At 72.8% G+C, this 14,597-nt stretch carries 14 protein-coding genes; 7 read left to right on the forward strand and 7 right to left on the reverse strand.

The annotated features are described in order from the left end of the window. The first annotated feature begins 74 nt into the window (after positions 1–74). Genes GB864_RS10210 through guaA form a run of 3 tightly spaced genes read left to right on the forward strand, consistent with a single transcriptional unit; the run spans position 75 to position 3,007 of the window. Positions 75–893: an SURF1 family cytochrome oxidase biogenesis protein gene (locus GB864_RS10210; RefSeq protein WP_236779043.1), complete on the forward strand. Its 819-nt coding sequence runs from the start codon at positions 75–77 to the stop codon at positions 891–893. Positions 894–935: 42 nt separating this feature from the next. Beyond that, positions 936–1,400, forward strand: a complete 465-nt coding sequence (locus GB864_RS10215) for a DUF3817 domain-containing protein (protein ID WP_160424676.1) — start codon at positions 936–938, stop codon at positions 1,398–1,400. Next, positions 1,397–3,007, forward strand: a complete 1,611-nt coding sequence (gene guaA, locus GB864_RS10220; protein WP_160424678.1) for a glutamine-hydrolyzing GMP synthase — start codon at positions 1,397–1,399, stop codon at positions 3,005–3,007. The genes GB864_RS10215 and guaA overlap by 4 nt, the downstream gene beginning before the upstream one ends. A 69-nt stretch (positions 3,008–3,076) precedes the next feature. Here guaA and GB864_RS10225 read toward each other — a convergent pair whose 3' ends face one another. The 3 genes from GB864_RS10225 to GB864_RS10235 form a co-directional block, all read right to left on the reverse strand. Next, positions 3,077–4,351, reverse strand: coding sequence for an RNA polymerase sigma factor (locus GB864_RS10225; protein WP_160424681.1), 1,275 nt, complete (start codon positions 4,349–4,351; stop codon positions 3,077–3,079). 13 nt (positions 4,352–4,364) lie between these two features. Further along, positions 4,365–4,781 (reverse strand): YciI family protein, encoded by a 417-nt coding sequence (locus tag GB864_RS10230; protein ID WP_160424683.1) that lies wholly within the window; start codon positions 4,779–4,781, stop codon positions 4,365–4,367. Positions 4,782–4,970: 189 nt separating this feature from the next. After that, positions 4,971–5,765, reverse strand: coding sequence for a Bax inhibitor-1/YccA family protein (locus tag GB864_RS10235; RefSeq protein ID WP_160424685.1), 795 nt, complete (start codon positions 5,763–5,765; stop codon positions 4,971–4,973). A 147-nt stretch (positions 5,766–5,912) separates the two neighbouring features. On the opposite strand from GB864_RS10235, the gene GB864_RS10240 reads away from it, so the two are divergent. Beyond that, positions 5,913–6,965 carry a glycerophosphodiester phosphodiesterase family protein gene (locus GB864_RS10240; RefSeq protein ID WP_160424687.1) on the forward strand — a complete coding sequence of 351 codons (1,053 nt, stop codon included), beginning with the start codon at positions 5,913–5,915 and terminating at the stop codon, positions 6,963–6,965. On the opposite strand, the gene GB864_RS10245 is transcribed toward GB864_RS10240, so the two are convergent. Further along, the gene (locus GB864_RS10245) at positions 6,962–7,987 is read right to left on the reverse strand and encodes a helix-turn-helix transcriptional regulator (RefSeq protein WP_160424689.1); all 1,026 of its coding nucleotides are present in this window, start codon (positions 7,985–7,987) and stop codon (positions 6,962–6,964) included. The genes GB864_RS10240 and GB864_RS10245 overlap by 4 nt on opposite strands. Positions 7,988–8,048: 61 nt before the next feature. Here GB864_RS10245 and GB864_RS10250 point away from each other — a divergent pair, with 61 nt between their 5' ends. Beyond that, positions 8,049–9,104 (forward strand): ABC transporter ATP-binding protein, encoded by a 1,056-nt coding sequence (locus GB864_RS10250; protein WP_160424691.1) that lies wholly within the window; start codon positions 8,049–8,051, stop codon positions 9,102–9,104. Then, a complete protein-coding gene (locus GB864_RS10255) occupies positions 9,101–9,892 on the forward strand; it encodes an ABC transporter permease (protein WP_160424693.1) in 792 nt (263 codons plus the stop codon). The genes GB864_RS10250 and GB864_RS10255 overlap by 4 nt, the downstream gene beginning before the upstream one ends. A 59-nt stretch (positions 9,893–9,951) precedes the next feature. Here the strand turns inward: GB864_RS10255 and GB864_RS10260 are convergent, their stop codons facing one another. Genes GB864_RS10260 through GB864_RS10270 form a run of 3 tightly spaced genes read right to left on the reverse strand, consistent with a single transcriptional unit; the run spans position 9,952 to position 13,515 of the window. Continuing rightward, positions 9,952–11,175, reverse strand: coding sequence for a CehA/McbA family metallohydrolase (locus GB864_RS10260; RefSeq protein WP_160424695.1), 1,224 nt, complete (start codon positions 11,173–11,175; stop codon positions 9,952–9,954). Positions 11,176–11,177: 2 nt separating this feature from the next. Next, positions 11,178–12,014, reverse strand: a complete 837-nt coding sequence (locus GB864_RS10265) for a carbohydrate deacetylase (RefSeq protein WP_160424697.1) — start codon at positions 12,012–12,014, stop codon at positions 11,178–11,180. A gap of 43 nt (positions 12,015–12,057) precedes the next feature. Next, a complete protein-coding gene (locus tag GB864_RS10270; RefSeq protein ID WP_160424699.1) occupies positions 12,058–13,515 on the reverse strand; it encodes an MFS transporter in 1,458 nt (485 codons plus the stop codon). A 251-nt stretch (positions 13,516–13,766) separates the two neighbouring features. On the opposite strand from GB864_RS10270, the gene GB864_RS18185 reads away from it, so the two are divergent. After that, a partial coding sequence (locus GB864_RS18185) for a hypothetical protein (protein WP_202107141.1) occupies positions 13,767–14,597 on the forward strand: 831 nt, incomplete at its 3' end.

Raw genomic sequence — 14,597 nt, forward strand, 5'->3', positions numbered from 1 at the left:
ACGGGGCGTCGGGCCGGGTCCCGTCCCCAGCGCCTGCGCAGGCGCGGCTCGTTAGGCTGTGCGGCGTGCTCCGCATGATGCTGCGCCCCCGCTGGGTGCTCGCGCTCCTGCTCGCCCTCGGCGTGGCGGCGGCGTTCGCCGCACTCGGGCAGTGGCAGGTCGAGCGCGCCGTCGAGGAGGCGACCGTCGTCGAGCGCGACACCGAGACCGTCAAGGACCTGGCCGTCGTGGCCGAGACGGACGTGCCGACCCGCCAGACCTCGACCGGGCAGCTGGTGCGCGCCGAAGGCACCTGGGTGCCCGGTGACGGCGTGCTCGTGCAGAACCGCTTGAACGGCGGCGTCGCCGGCTGGTGGGCGGTCGCCCATTTCGAGGTCGCGGGCGACGCGGAACCCGGCGGGATGCCCGTCGCGCTCGGCTGGGCGCCGACCGAGGCGGAGGCCGCCGATGCGCTCGCCGCGTTCGACGAGTCCGCGGCGCTCGACGGGACGACCATCGAGGGCCGCTTCCTGCCGAGCGAGGCCCCCGAGATGGCGGATGCGCAGGCGGGCATCCGCACGACCGTCGCGATCGCGGACCTCGTCAACGTCTGGGCCGATTACGACGGCAGAGCCGCGTACTTCGCCTACGTGACCCTCGGCGAGGCCCCGGCCGGACTGACGACGATCGACTCGCCCGCCCCGGAGGAGACGGCCACGCTCAACTGGCTCAACGTCTTCTACGCCGTCGAGTGGGTCGCCTTCGCGGGCTTCGCGATCTTCCTCTGGTTCCGGCTCGTGAAGGACGCCGTCGAGCGCGAGGAGCAGGAGGCCGCTGAGGCCGCGCTCGCCTCGGCGCCGGTCGGCAACGGCCCCGGCGCCGCCCCGGAGGATCGCGGGCCCGAGGCATCCTGAGCCCCCGCTGAGCCCCGCAACGCAGCGCGTAGACTGGAGGCCATGCCCCTCGAACCCAAAGCCGCCGATCTGTCGAAAATCCCGGGGCGGGTGAAGTTCTACCAGGTCGCCTCGATCATCACCGGCACCATGCTGCTGCTGCTGGTCGCCGAGATGGTGCTGAAGTACGGCTTCCACCTCGAGCTCTACGGCTTCAGCGAGCAGGGCTTCCTGTACTTCGCGCCGACCGTCGAGACGGCCGCGGGCTGGGTGTCGACCGGCGTCGGCGCGAACCTGTCGACGGGCATCCTCATCGCGCACGGCTGGTTCTACGTCGTGTACCTCTTCGCCTGCTTCAACCTCTGGAGCATCATGCGCTGGACGTTCCCGCGCTTCCTCCTGCTGGCCTGCGGCGGCATCATCCCCTTCCTGTCCTTCTTCCTCGAGGCCCGCGTCGCCCGCGACGTGCGCGCGTACGTCGCCGGTCGCGAGGCCCGGAACTCCCAGAACTCGGAGGTGACCGCGTGAGCGCGGCCGACAACCCCAACGGCACCGAGGCCCGTCCGGTCCTCGTCGTCGACTTCGGCGCCCAGTACGCGCAGCTCATCGCGCGGCGCGTGCGCGAGGCATCCGTCTACAGCGAGATCGTGCCGCACACGATCACCGCGGCAGAGGTCGCCGCGAAGAACCCGGTGGGCATCGTGCTCTCCGGCGGCCCGTCGTCGGTCTACGAGGAGGGCGCGCCCGCGCTCGACCCGGGCATCCTCGAGCTCGGCGTGCCGACGCTCGGCATCTGCTACGGCTTCCAGGTCATGGCCCGGCAGCTCGGCGGCGAGGTCGCGCAGACCGGCCGCCGCGAATACGGCTCGACGGCCGCCCAGGTGACGACTGAGCCTGCTGGACCCGGCTCCGGCAACGCCCTCCTCGCCGGCCAGCCCGCCGACCAGACCGTGTGGATGAGCCACGGCGACTCGGTCTCCCGCGCCCCCGAGGGCTTCGAGGTGCTCGCCTCCACGGCCGACACCCCCGTCGCGGCCTTCGCGAACGACGAGAAGAAGTTCTACGGCGTGCAGTGGCACCCCGAGGTGAAGCACTCGCCGTACGGGCAGGCCGTCATCGAGAACTTCCTGCACCGCGCCGCCGGCATCCCCGCCGACTGGAACGCGGGCAACGTCATCGCCGAGCAGGTCGAACGCATCCGCGCCCAGGTCGGCACCGGCCGCGTGCTCTCGGCGCTCTCCGGCGGCGTCGACTCGGCCGTCTCCACGGCCCTCGTCCACGAGGCCGTCGGCGACCAGCTCGTGGCGGTCTTCGTCGACCACGGCCTCCTCCGCAAGGGCGAGCGCGAGCAGGTCGAGCAGGACTACGTCGCCACGACCGGCGTGCGCCTCATCACCGTCGACGCGCGCGAGACGTTCCTGAACGCGCTCGCCGGCGTCAGCGACCCCGAGCAGAAGCGCAAGATCATCGGCCGCGAGTTCATCCGCGCGTTCGAGAAGGTCCAGGCCGAGCTCGTCGCCGAGGCGGCCGCCGAGGGCGAGCCCATGCGCTTCCTCGTGCAGGGCACGCTCTACCCCGACGTCGTCGAGTCGGGCGGCGGCACGGGCACCGCGAACATCAAGAGCCACCACAACGTCGGCGGCCTCCCCGAGGACCTCGAGTTCGAGCTCATCGAGCCGCTGCGCACCCTCTTCAAGGACGAGGTGCGCGCCATCGGCCGCGAGCTCGGCCTGCCCGAGGCGATCGTCGGCCGGCAGCCCTTTCCGGGGCCCGGCCTCGGCATCCGCATCGTGGGCGAGGTCACCGCTGACCGTCTCGAGATTCTGCGTGAGGCCGACGCCATCGCCCGTGCCGAGCTGACCGCGGCCGGCCTCGACGGCCAGATCTGGCAGTGCCCGGTCGTGCTGCTCGCCGACGTGCGCTCGGTGGGCGTCCAGGGCGACGGCCGCACCTACGGGCACCCGATCGTGCTGCGTCCCGTGTCCTCCGAGGACGCGATGACCGCCGACTGGACCCGCCTGCCCTACGAGGTGCTCGCGAAGATCTCGAACCGCATCACGAACGAGGTGCGCGAGGTCAACCGCGTCGTGCTCGACGTCACGTCGAAGCCGCCGGGGACCATCGAGTGGGAGTGACCTCCTGCCGCTGACGAGGGCCGGATGCCGTGGGGCGTCCGGCCCTTCGTCGTCCCGGGGCGAACCCGCTCAGAGCGCGGCGAGCTTGCCGGCGAGCACCGCGCGCTCGGCGTCGTTGCCGGCCAGGCGCACGGCGGCCTCGAACTCGGCGCGGGCCTCCTCGGTGCGACCGAGCCGAGCGAGCAGCTCGCCGCGGGCGCTCGGGACCACGTGCGAGCCGCGCAGGGCGCCGGTCGCGGCGACCGCGTCCACGATCCGCAGGCCGCTTGCGGGCCCCTCGGCCATGGAGACCGCGACGGCGCGGTTGAGCTCGACGACGGGCGATGGGGCGATCCGCCCGAGCGCTTCGTAGAGCAGCACGATGCGCGGCCAGTCGGTCGCCTCCACCGATGGCGCGAGCGCGTGCTGCTCCGCGATCGCGGCCTGCAAGGCGTAGGGGCCGCGGCCGCGGCGGAGCGCGTCCGAACGCGCGAGCGCAGTGCGGCCACGGGCGATGAGCAGCCGGTCCCAGCGGGTGCGGTCCTGGTCGGCGAGCAGCACGGCCGAGCCGTCCGGGGCCGTGCGGGCCGGGAAGCGGGCGGCGGTGAACTCGAGCAGCGCGGCGAGCCCGTGCGCCTCCGGCTCCTGGGGCACGAGCTCGGCGAGCACACGGGAGAGGCGCACGGCCTCGAGGGCGAGGTCGGCGCGCATGCCGCGCTCGCCCGTCGCGGGCGAGTGGCCCTCGGTGAAGATCAGGTAGAGCACCTGCAGCACGGCGGCGAGCCGCGCCGGGTACTCGTCGCGCGGCGGCGTCTCGAAGGGGACGTGCGCGGCTGCGAGCGTCGCCTTGGCGCGCACGATGCGCTGCTGCACGGTCGCGACGGGCACGAAGAACGAGCGGGCGATCTCGGGGGTCGTGAGGCCGCCGACGACCCGCAGCGTCAGGGCGATGGATGCTTCGCGCGAGAGCACCGGGTGGCACGACACGAACACGAGCCGCAGCACGTCGTCGTCGATCGAGTCGGGGTCCCACGGCAGGGCGTCGGGGTCGGTGGCCTCGTCGAGTTCGCGGGCGAGCAGCGCGACGTGGGCGTCGAACTTCTCCCGTCGTCGCCAGCCGTCGATCGCCCGCCGCTTCGCGGTCGTCGTCAGCCAAGCACCCGGGTTCCGCGGCACGCCCGTCTGCGGCCACGCGGCGAGCGCCTCGGCGAGGGCCTCCTGCGCGAGGTCCTCGGCGAGGGCGAAGTCGCCCGTGTACCGGGTGAGCGTCGCGACGATGCGCGCGGCCTCGATGCGCCACACCGCCTCGACGGCCCGGCGGGCGGCCGCAGGATCCGCGACGCGCCCGCCCGAGTCATCCGTCATGATCGGCGCTGACTCACTTGCCGGCCTGCTCGATCCACTGGGCTTCCTTCTGGATCCACTCGTTGTCGGCGGGGAAGTCCTCGATGCCGTTGACGCGGCGCACCTCGATCTTGTTGCCGACGCCGAGCGGGGCGCGCTTGGCCCACTCGACCGCCTCCTCGATGGTCGGCGTCTCGACCGTCCAGTACCCGTTGAAGAGCTCCTTGAGCTCGCCGTAGGGGCCGTCGGTGACGACGGGCACCTCGCCGCCGAACTCGACGACGACGCCCTCGGCCGCGTCGGCGAGGCCCTCGCCGGCGACGAGCACGCCGGCCTCGATCATCGATTCGTTGTAGCGTCCCATCGCCTCGATGACCTCCTCGAAGGGCTTGGCCTCGAAGGCCGCCAGGGCCGCTTCGTTCCCGCGCATGATCAGCATGTACTTCGACATCGTCGTTCTCCTCGGTTCGGGGGATCGGTCTCTTCCGACCCTCTCACTGCATGCGTCGAACGGGCGAGGCCCGGATCGACACGACACCGGAACTTTCTCCGAAATCTGTTCGGGGTCGCCGGGAAACGACGACGGCCGCCCCGCCGGAGCGGGACGGCCGTGGAACGAGCCTGGGCCGGGCGATGCAGCCTAGTCGCGCGCGATCGCGATCATGCGCAGGATCTCGAGGTACAGCCAGATGACGGTGACCATGATGCCGAAGACGCCGGTCCACTCGTACTTGCGGTCGGCGCGGTTGCGCACGCCCTGCTGGATGAAGTCGAAGTCGAGCACGAGCGAGTAGGCGCCGAGGATGACGACGAAGACGCCGAGGATGAGGCCGAAGGGGATGCCGGTGCCGAGGAAGTCGGCGCCGCGGAGGCCCCACGGGTCGTCGTTCACGCCGAAGACCATGAGCCCGAAGTTGATGAGCGAGAAGACCCCGTAGCCGATCATGGCGATCAGGAAGATCTTCGTGGCCCGCTTCGAGGCGCGGATCTTGCCCGAGGCGAAGAGCGCGAGCGTGACGCCGACGACGACGAGGGTGGCGAGCACGGCCTGACCGACGATGCCATTCCACTGCTGCTCGTAGATCGCGGAAATCGCGCCGACGACGTAGCCCTGGCAGGCCGTGTAGGCGAGGATGAGCGCCTTCGAGGGCTCCTTCTTGAAGGAGTTGACGAGGGCGAGCACGAAGCCGGCGATGCCCGCGACGATGACGACCGGCCAGATCGGCACGAGGAAGCCGGCGGCCGCGAGGACGAGGAGCAGACCGAACGCCAGCACCGACTTGCCGATGGTCGTCTCGATCGTCATGACCTCTCGCGTGCCCTGGGGCGCCGCGCTCGGCTGGTCGTAGAGGGCCTGCAGATCGGCTGCGCTCGGCGTGGGCTTCTGCTTGGTGAAGGCGTCGTTGCGGCTGAATGCCGGGTTGTCGAGGGCCATCGGGTCCTTCGCTTTCGAGGGTGGTCGGCTGTTCTTCGCAAACCTACCGGGGTTTCGGTCACGGATGCCTGGGAATCCGCGGATCCTCGCGGAATTCCGCTCACGGCGCACCACGGCTGCGGCCGTGCTCGTCGCTAGGCTCGGTGCATGCCGCACGCCGCACGTCCGCTCGTCATCGGCCATCGCGGCGCGCCCGGCTATCGCCCCGAGCACACGCGCTCCTCCTACGAGCTCGCTTTCGCGCTCGGTGCCGACGCCGTCGAGCCCGACCTCGTCGCCACGCGCGACGGCGTGCTCGTGCTGCGGCACGAGAACGAGATCTCGGGCACGACCGACATCCGCGAGCATCCGGAGTTCTCGGACCGGCACCGCACGCAGGTGATCGACGGCGAGCCGCTGAGCGGCTGGTTCACGGAGGACTTCACGTGGGCCGAGCTCTCGACCCTGCGCGCGCGCGAGCGGGTGCCCGAGCTCCGGCGCTCGTCGGCGACGTTCGACGGGCGTTTCCCGCTGCTGCGGCTCGCGGACCTCATCGAGATCGTCGAGCGCGCGAGCGACGATCAGGCGCGGCTGCTCGGGCTCGTCGCGGAGTTCAAGCACGCGAGCCATTTCGCCTCGATCGGGCTCCCGCTCGACGAGCTCTTCGCCGCCGAGCTCTCGGCGGCCGGCTGGGGCCGCGGCGGCGACCGCCTCGTCATGGAGGCGTTCGAGCTCGACGTGCTCGACGGGCTGCGCGATCGCGGCATCCACGGGGAGCGCGTCTTCCTCGTCGAGGCGAGCGGGGCGCCGGCCGACCAGGTCGCGAAGCTCGGTGCCACGGCGGCGACGTACGACTCCTACGCGAGCGAGGCGGGCTTGCTCGGGCTCGCCGGCCGGGTCGACGGCGTGAGCGTCGACAAGGGCCGCATCCTCGGTCGCCGGCCGAAGGCGGATGCCCCGGGGCCGGTGCCGCTCACCGGCGCGACGTTCGTCGACGCCGCCCACTCGGCTGCGCTGTCGGTCTACACCTGGACGCTGCGCCCGGAGAACCGGTTCCTGGCGGCACGGCGCCGCGACGGTCGCGTGCCGGGGCGCTGGGGCGACTGGCTCGGCGAGTACCGGCAGATCATGTCGACGGGGCTCGACGGCGTGTTCGCCGATCACCCCGACCTCGCGGTCGAGGCGCGGCGCTCGCTCGAGGACGAGCCGGCGGACGACTAGCCGGCGATCTCGCCGCCGCGGACCGGCCGCGGCGCTTCCGTGGCGCGCGGCTCCGGCGGTGCCGCCTCCAAAGCCGCGAGGAGCCGAGCGACGGCTTCGCGGAGCTCGCCGCGGTGCGGCTCGGCGAGATCGGTGCGGTAGGGGACCCCGGCCGGCACGTAGAGCATCCCGTACATCGCCTCGCGCCAGTCCGAGCCGCCGACGGGCCAGCGGGTGCGATCGGCGCCCTCGGGCGTCGCCCCCTGGCCCCAGTGGCCGAACCATCCGCGGAAGTCCTCGAAGCCGAGGTCCATCACGACGTCGGCCTCGACGTGCTGCGGCGACCACGACGAGGCGGCGAGCACCATCTCGGCCACCGTCTCCTCGGCGAGCTCGCGCGGCGCCGCGAGCACGCGGGTGCGCAGCAGCCGCTCGATGCGGTCAACGCGGAACGTGCGCCAGTCCTCGCGGTCGAGGTCCCAGCACACGAGGTACCAGTTGCGCTCCGCAGGCGCGAGGCTGTGCGGCTCGACCCGGCGCGATGACGCCTCGCCCGTGACCGAGGTGTAGTCGAAGCGCAGTCGTTCGTGGTCGCGGCACGCCAGCGCGAGGTCGCCGAGCAGTTCGGGGGAGACGCGCGCACCGCCGCCCGGGCCCGACGGCACGACCTCGGCGAGCGCGGCGACCCGCCGTCGGAGCGCCGGCGGCAGCACCTGCTCGAGCTTCGCGAGGGCGGAGAGCGTCGTCTGGGGGCCGTCGACGAGGCGCTGCGAGGCGGCGATGCGCAGGCCGATGGCGATCGCGACGGCTTCGTCGTCGGAGAGCAGCAGGGGCGGCAGCGCGTTGCCGGCCTCGAGCCGGTACCCGCCGGCGACGCCGGGCTCCGACTCGATGCGGTAGCCGAGCTCGCGCAGCCGGTCGATGTCCCGGCGCACGGTGCGCGACGTGATGCCGAGCCGCTCGCCGAGTTCCGTGCTCGTCCAGTGGCGGTGGGTCTGCAGCAGGCTCAGGAGGCGCAGCGCGCGTGCGGTGGTGTCGGACATGCGTCCATGCTCCCTCCGAACCAGGACCGATCCTGTCCGCATTCCTTCCTACCGTGTCGGCATGACGAACCCACCCATCATCGAGACGCACGGTCTCACCAAGCGCTTCACGGTGAAGCGCCAGGAGGTCGCCGCGGTCACCGACCTGTCGATCTCGGTGCAGCCCGGCGAACTCGTCGCCTTCCTCGGCCCGAACGGCGCCGGCAAGTCGACGAGCCTCCGCATGCTCACCACCCTCATCCCCCCGACCGCCGGCGACGCGCGCGTCGTCGGACACGACATCCGCACCGAGGCGGCGGAGGTGCGCGCGCGCATCGGCTACGTCGGCCAGCTCACGAGCGGCAGCTTCGCGCAGCGCGTCGGCGACGAGCTGCTGAGCCAGGGCGCCTTCTACGGGATGCGTCGCGCCGACGCCGTCCGTCGCGCCGACGAGCTCGTCGAGAGCCTCGGCCTCACGGCCATCCGCTCCCGCAGCGTGCAGCAGCTGAGCGGCGGTCAGAAACGACGGCTCGACATCGCCCTCGGGCTCATGCACGCCCCGCCGCTGCTCTTCCTCGACGAGCCCTCCACCGGGCTCGACCCGCAGAGCCGAGCGAACCTGTGGGAGCACATCCTGCGGCTCCGCGAGGAGCACGGCACGACGGTCTTCGTCACGACCCACTACCTCGAGGAGGCCGATCGCTACGCCGAGCGGGTGCTCGTGATGGATCAGGGCCGCGTCATCGCCGACGACACCGCCCCGGCACTGAAGTCGACGCTCGCGGGCGACGTGCTGACCTTCGGGTTCGGCTCGGCCGACGAGGCATCCGCGGCGCTCGCCGTGCTCGCCCGCGTCACCGGCCGCGAGGCGACGCTCGACGAGTCGGGCCGGGCGACGACGACCGTCCCAGACGGCGACGCGCTGCTGCCCGTCGTCATCCGGGCATTGGATGACGCGGGCCTCGCGGTCCGCACGGCGACCGGCGTCCCGCCGACCCTCGACGACGTCTTCCTCGCGCTCACCGGCCGCTCGCTCCGCGAAGCGGACCGCACCGCCGACGCCGGCACCGGCGACGACGCCGAGCACACCGAACCGGCCGCCGAGGCGGCCACGAACCTGCAGGAGGCCTCCCGATGACCGCCACCGAACCGCGGACGAACGCGCCCGTCCGCGCGAACGTGCTCCGCGACACGCGCAACGTCTTCGTCCGCGAGCTCCGACCGGTCGTGCGCGACCCGTTCACCCTCATCTTCAGCCTCGTGCAGCCGCTCGTGTTCCTCGGGCTGTTCGCGCCACTGCTCATCGGCGAGTCCGGAGCGCCCGTCGGCGAGACCCTGCAGTGGTTCGTGCCGGGCGTGCTCGTCATGATCGTGCTCTTCGGCACCGGGGCGACGGGCTCGAACCTCCAGTACGAGATGATGACCGGTTCCCACGAGCGCACCCTGGTGGCGCCGCTCGCGCGATCGTCGCTGCTCGTCGGCCGCGCGCTCAAGGAGATCGCGCCGATCGTCGTGCAGGCGATCCTCATCGTGCTCATCGCCTGGCCGTTCGGGTTCCGCATCGACCCCCTCGGCCTCGCCGTCGGGCTCGCGCTCCTCGCCGTCTTCGGCGTGGGGCTCGGCTCGCTCAGCTACTCGCTCGCGCTCGCCACGAAGGATCGCGAGTGGTTGTTCTGGGGCGTGCAGCAGACGCTGATCTTCCCGCTGCTCATCCTCTCGGGGATGCTGCTGCCGCTCGAGAGCGCCCCCGGCTGGATGCGGGCGGTCGCGACCGTGAACCCCGTCAACTGGGTGGTGCAGGGCGAACGCGCACTGCTCGGCGGCGACTTCGCCTCGACGGCGGTGCTGTGGGGCTGGGTGTCCGCGCTCGCGGTCGCCGCCGTCGGCCTCTGGCTCGGCATCCGGGCGATGCGGCGCAGCAGCTGATGCGGTCGGTCGGCCGGGGCGCTCCGCGCCCCGGCCGACCGGCGCCCGTCGTGCTCCGGTCAGCGGCTGATCGCGAGCAGTTCCCGCGCCGGCGTCTCGAGCCGGAACGGCCCCACGCCCGCGGCCTCCGCATCGAACACCGCCCGGTCGCCGTGCACCCGGCGGGACCGGCCGAGCGAGTCGACGAGCACCGCGCCGTCGGCGTCGAGCGCCACCAGGTCGCTTCCGACCCGGACGAGCACGGCCTCGCCGGCGCCGGGGTACCGCGAGATCGCCGTGCGTCCGGCCGCGAGCGCCTCGAGGATCGCCTCGGGGGAGCGGTCGGCCGCGGCGACCCAGGTCGTCGGGGTGCCCGGCGGGTAGCCGTGGCCGGCATGGTGGAAGTCGCTGCCGCCGATGAGCGTCACGTCGGGCCGCCAGCGCGGCAGCAGGGCCCAGGGGCCCGTCGCCGTCAGCTCGCGGAACCACGTGATGTGCCAGAACTCCAGTGCGGGCGGCAGCTGCTCGAGCGGGTGCAGCCACGCCCACTCGCCGTCGAGCGGGTGATTGATCGAGAGCACGCCGCCGCGCTCGGCGACCTCCTCGACCCAGCGCGACGGCGGCTCGCGGAAGTCGATCCAGCCGATGTCGCCGAACGCGTTCGCGTGCCCGCGGTGGGTCGTGACCTCCTGGCCCGGCAGCAGCGCGAGGTCGTACGCGCTCGCCACGGCCGGCAGGTGCGGATGGTGGGAGACCGTGTTGTGGTCGGTTACGGCGAGGAAGTCGAGCCCGCGCGCGGCCGCGGCCGCCGAGAGCTGGGCGATGGAGAGCTCCCCGTCGGAGTGCAGGGTGTGCGCGTGGAAGTCGCCCGCGAACCAGGTCAGCCCGTCGGGCGCCGGGAGGCTGCGGGCGCTGCCGCGCGGTGCGTCGGGGCGCGGGGGCGCCGGCGGGTCCGCCTCCACCGCGGCCGATGCCGGCGCCTCGATCGTGACGACGACGTCGATGGGCTCGGCCGGCACTTTGTAGAGGCCGAGCACCACGGCCCACTCGCCGGCGGGCAACGGTCCGGCCTCGTACCCGGGCGTCGCCGCGTCGGGCGTGATCGCGAATCGCATGCGCGCGCCGCCCGACCAGCCGCGCCAGCGCTCGGGATCCCGCACGCCGAGATCGATCTCGGCCGCCGACCGGTCGAACTCGAGCGTCACCTCGACCGACCGGCCCCCGGGATGCGCGAACGGCAGCTCCAGGTACCGCGATTCGAGCTGGACGTCGATCCCGATCTGCAGCCGGTGCGTCGTCGCCATGCTCACCACCCTTCCACGAGTTCGAAGCCCTCGGCGTCGAGCGCCGACCGGAATGCGGGGTCGCGGAGCAACCGCAGTTCCCACGCGCGCACGACGCCCGCATCACCGACGAGCGCGCCGTCGGGGGCCGGATGCAGGAAGAGCTCGCTCGTGCCCTCGGGGAGCCCGGCGAGCATCCGCGCGACGTCGGCGAAGAGGGCGCCGTAGCCGCCGAGGTCGCGGGCGCCGCGCCGGTTCGTGAGCATCGCCGCCGGGATCGGCACCCCGGCCGCGTCCGCGGCCTCGACCGCCCGTCGGTGGGCGTCGGCGAGCTCGGCCGGCAGCGCGCCGGGGGCGACGCCGAGGTACGGCTCGAGCCGTCGCGGCAGCCGGAAGCCGAGCCCCTCCCGCGCGCAGAGCGCGAGCGCCTCCGGGAGGAACGAACGGCCGGCGAGCCCGTACAGGGTGCCGGCGTGCGAGTCCATCGCGGTGGGCCGCGCCCCGAGCGAGCGCAGCCGTTCGAGCTGGGCGGCGAGCTCGGCCGCGACGTCGCCGGGCGCGGCCCGCTCGGCGAACGTCGTCGCTTCGGCCGGCAGCGCGCCGACGGCATCCACGAGCGAGGGCGCCTGCGTCACCGGGCGCCAGGGCGCGAGCCCTCGCTCGCCGGTGAGCGTCGCGTGCAGCCGCGGCTCGACGTCGATCGCCCGCAACGTCGCGACGTCGTCGGCAGTCAGCGCCTCGCCGACGACGATCGCCGTCGTCGCCGTGATGCACCCGTCGGCGGCGAGCGCGAGGATCGCCGGGATGCCGGCGCGCTCCCGACCGAGGTCGTCGGCGGTGACCACCAGCCGGCGGGTCAAGCGCTGACTCCGTCCATCGCGCCGGGCGCCGTCGCCCGACGCGTCATCCGTCGACCTCGTCGGCTGCCCGGGCGAGCACGTCCTGCGTGCTCGCCGCGGCATCCTCGTTCTGCTCGGCGACCCCGTCGGGCACGCGGATGAACCGGGCGAGCACGGCGCCGATCACGCAGAGCGCGAACGGGTAGACGCAGAGGAAGAAGCGGAAGGCGAGGTCGGGCTGCGCGCCCGGGGCATCCCCGGATTCGTACCCGAAGAACCACGCGAGGGAGGCGAGCGCGAGCCCGCTCACTATCGCGTTCAGCCGCCCGAAGAACCCGAACGCCGAGAGGAAGAGCCCCTCGCGGTGCTCGCCGTGACGCTCCGCGTCGTCGTCGAGGACGCGCGCGACGATCAGGTCGTTCGTCGCGAGCATGCCCGAGTAGCCGACGCCGACGAGGATGCCCGCGAGGATCGCGGTCACGAGGCCGTTCGCGAAGAACAGCGGGATGAAGCTGACGGCGAGCACGACGAACGCGAGCCGCCACGTGAGCGCGGCGCCCAGGCGTCGCACGACGCGGGTCCATGCGACGAGGCCGAGCACCGAGATCAGGATGACGGCCGCCTGGAGGAAGAGGGCGTCGGAGACGGGCAGTCCGAGCGAGTAGCGCACGTCGAGCTGGAGTCCCGCGAGCACGAGCCCCATCGCCGACGTGTAGCAGGCGCCCGCGATGCCGATGGACCAGAAGCGCGGGTTGCGCACGATCTGGCCGACGGTCGTGAAGAACCGCGGGCGGGCGGTCTCGGCGTAGTGCGGGTTCTCCTTGGCGCTGAACGCCATGAAGAGGATGGCGACGACCGCGATCGCGCCGTAGAGGATCGCCGTGATCGTGAAGCCGGTCGTCGTCTCCTCCGTGCCGAACACCTTCGTCGTCAGCAGGGGCGTCACCGCGAGCGAGAGCACCATCGCGAGCAGCTGGAAGCCCTGCCGCAGCGAGTTGGCGGCCGCGCGGGCGCGCTCGCGGCGGAAGAGCTCCGGCAGCAGGGCGCCGTAGTTCGCGTTCAGCATCGAGTCGAACGCCTCGCAGAGGATCGCGAAGACGGCGAACCAGATGACGAGGCCGATGCCGTCGAGCGAGGTCGGCGCCGAGAAGAAGCCGATCATGGATGCCGCGAGCAGCGGCGCCCCGACGACCAGCCACGGTCGTCGGCGTCCCCAGCGGGTGCGCGTGCGGTCCGACAAATAACCGAGCACGGGGTTGTCGATCGCGTCGACGATCGCGTAGACGACCATGACGGCGCCGTAGACGCGCACGTCGAGCCCGAGGATGTCGACGTAGAACAGGATCATCGAGCCCTTGATCATGTTGATCGGGATCGAGGTGCCGAACATGCCGACGGCGTAGCGCCAGGGGCGGGTCCCGGCGAGGGTGGGCGGCCCGGGCGGCTCGAGTGCGGGCGCGGCGGGCGGCGCGGCGTGCGCATCCGCGGGAACGGATCGGGCGGCGACCTTCGGGTCGGTCATGGCGACTCCAGGGGGATTCGACGGCGTTGTCGGGCACGCCTCGCGGCGACGATGCCGTGCGCGTGCGAATCGCAGGTTACCCCCGGGTGAATGCGAACGGCGGGCCGGGGGAGGGGTGGGGATTCCCGTGGAGGGCGAGGGCCGCCGCGGTGGGCCGCGATGTGGAGGACCGAACGGGCCGGCAGTGGAGAAACGCGCACCGGGGCGCCGACGGCTCAATAGGGTGAGCCTCACACCGTCCTGGAGGAAGCATGACCGACCCCGCCCCGCCCCGAACGTCCATCCGCACCGCCGCGCTCTGGCTCGCGATCGGGATGCTCGTCCTCGCCGCCCTGCTCGGCGCGTTCTTCATCATCATCGGCGACCAGTCCGCGGTCGCGAGCCGCGCCTGGCTCACGCTCCTGCTCGTCGGGCTCTTCGCGGGGGCGGTCCTCCTCGATGCGAGCATCGGCGACGGCCCGAACCGCTGGTACCTGCCCGCGTCGATCGTCGTCAACGTCGTGCTCGTCGCCGTCGGCCTGCTGAAGCTCTGGAACGGGTGGGGGCAGCCCGCCGACACGACCGATCCGACCGTCTGGTTCGAACAGATGGCGCGATTCTTCGCCGTCGTCGCCCTGCTGCGCGTCTCCCTCTTCATCACGCAGATCTGGGGCCTCTACTTCATCGCCCGCGCCAAGCGCACCGTCACGCGCGTCAGCGGCATCGTCACCATCGTGCTCGTGTGGATCACGGCGCTGATCCTCGCCCTTCCGGCAGCACTGCCGGAGCTCGAGTGGCCGGACTGGTGGTGGCGCACGGCCGGCGCCGCCTCGCTCGTCGCCGTCGTCACCCTCGTGATCCCGCTCATCGTGCGGGCGTTCGACCCCAAGCCCCCGAAGCCGGCGCAGCCGGCCTACCCGGCGGCGCCGCAAGGCTACGCGCAGCCCGCCGCTCCCGCGCAGCCCGCGGCCTTCCCCGCCCAGCCGGGGTATCCCGCCCAGCCCGGGTACCCGGCGCAGCCCGCGGGCTACCCGGCCCAGCCGCCCGCCGCTCCGGCGCAGCCCGTGAACCCCGCCCAGCCGCCGCAGGGGCATCCGGTCGCG

The sequence above is a fragment of the Agromyces seonyuensis genome, from assembly GCF_009789225.1.
GTDB classification, from domain to species: domain Bacteria; phylum Actinomycetota; class Actinomycetes; order Actinomycetales; family Microbacteriaceae; genus Agromyces; species Agromyces seonyuensis.

What these genes read in the sequence shown, in the direction of transcription:
- GB864_RS10225 (WP_160424681.1), bottom strand. Translation starts at nt 4,351, where the DNA reads ATGACGGATGACTCGGGCGGGCGCGTCGCGGATCCTGCGGCCGCCCGC.
- GB864_RS10270 (WP_160424699.1), bottom strand. Translation starts at nt 13,515, where the DNA reads ATGACCGACCCGAAGGTCGCCGCCCGATCCGTTCCCGCGGATGCGCAC.
- GB864_RS10255 (WP_160424693.1), top strand. Translation starts at nt 9,101, where the DNA reads ATGACCGCCACCGAACCGCGGACGAACGCGCCCGTCCGCGCGAACGTG.
- GB864_RS10210 (WP_236779043.1), top strand. Translation starts at nt 75, where the DNA reads ATGATGCTGCGCCCCCGCTGGGTGCTCGCGCTCCTGCTCGCCCTCGGC.
- GB864_RS10245 (WP_160424689.1), bottom strand. Translation starts at nt 7,987, where the DNA reads ATGTCCGACACCACCGCACGCGCGCTGCGCCTCCTGAGCCTGCTGCAG.
- GB864_RS10215 (WP_160424676.1), top strand. Translation starts at nt 936, where the DNA reads ATGCCCCTCGAACCCAAAGCCGCCGATCTGTCGAAAATCCCGGGGCGG.
- GB864_RS10240 (WP_160424687.1), top strand. Translation starts at nt 5,913, where the DNA reads ATGCCGCACGCCGCACGTCCGCTCGTCATCGGCCATCGCGGCGCGCCC.
- GB864_RS10250 (WP_160424691.1), top strand. Translation starts at nt 8,049, where the DNA reads ATGACGAACCCACCCATCATCGAGACGCACGGTCTCACCAAGCGCTTC.
- GB864_RS10235 (WP_160424685.1), bottom strand. Translation starts at nt 5,765, where the DNA reads ATGGCCCTCGACAACCCGGCATTCAGCCGCAACGACGCCTTCACCAAG.
- GB864_RS10230 (WP_160424683.1), bottom strand. Translation starts at nt 4,781, where the DNA reads ATGTCGAAGTACATGCTGATCATGCGCGGGAACGAAGCGGCCCTGGCG.
- GB864_RS10260 (WP_160424695.1), bottom strand. Translation starts at nt 11,175, where the DNA reads ATGGCGACGACGCACCGGCTGCAGATCGGGATCGACGTCCAGCTCGAA.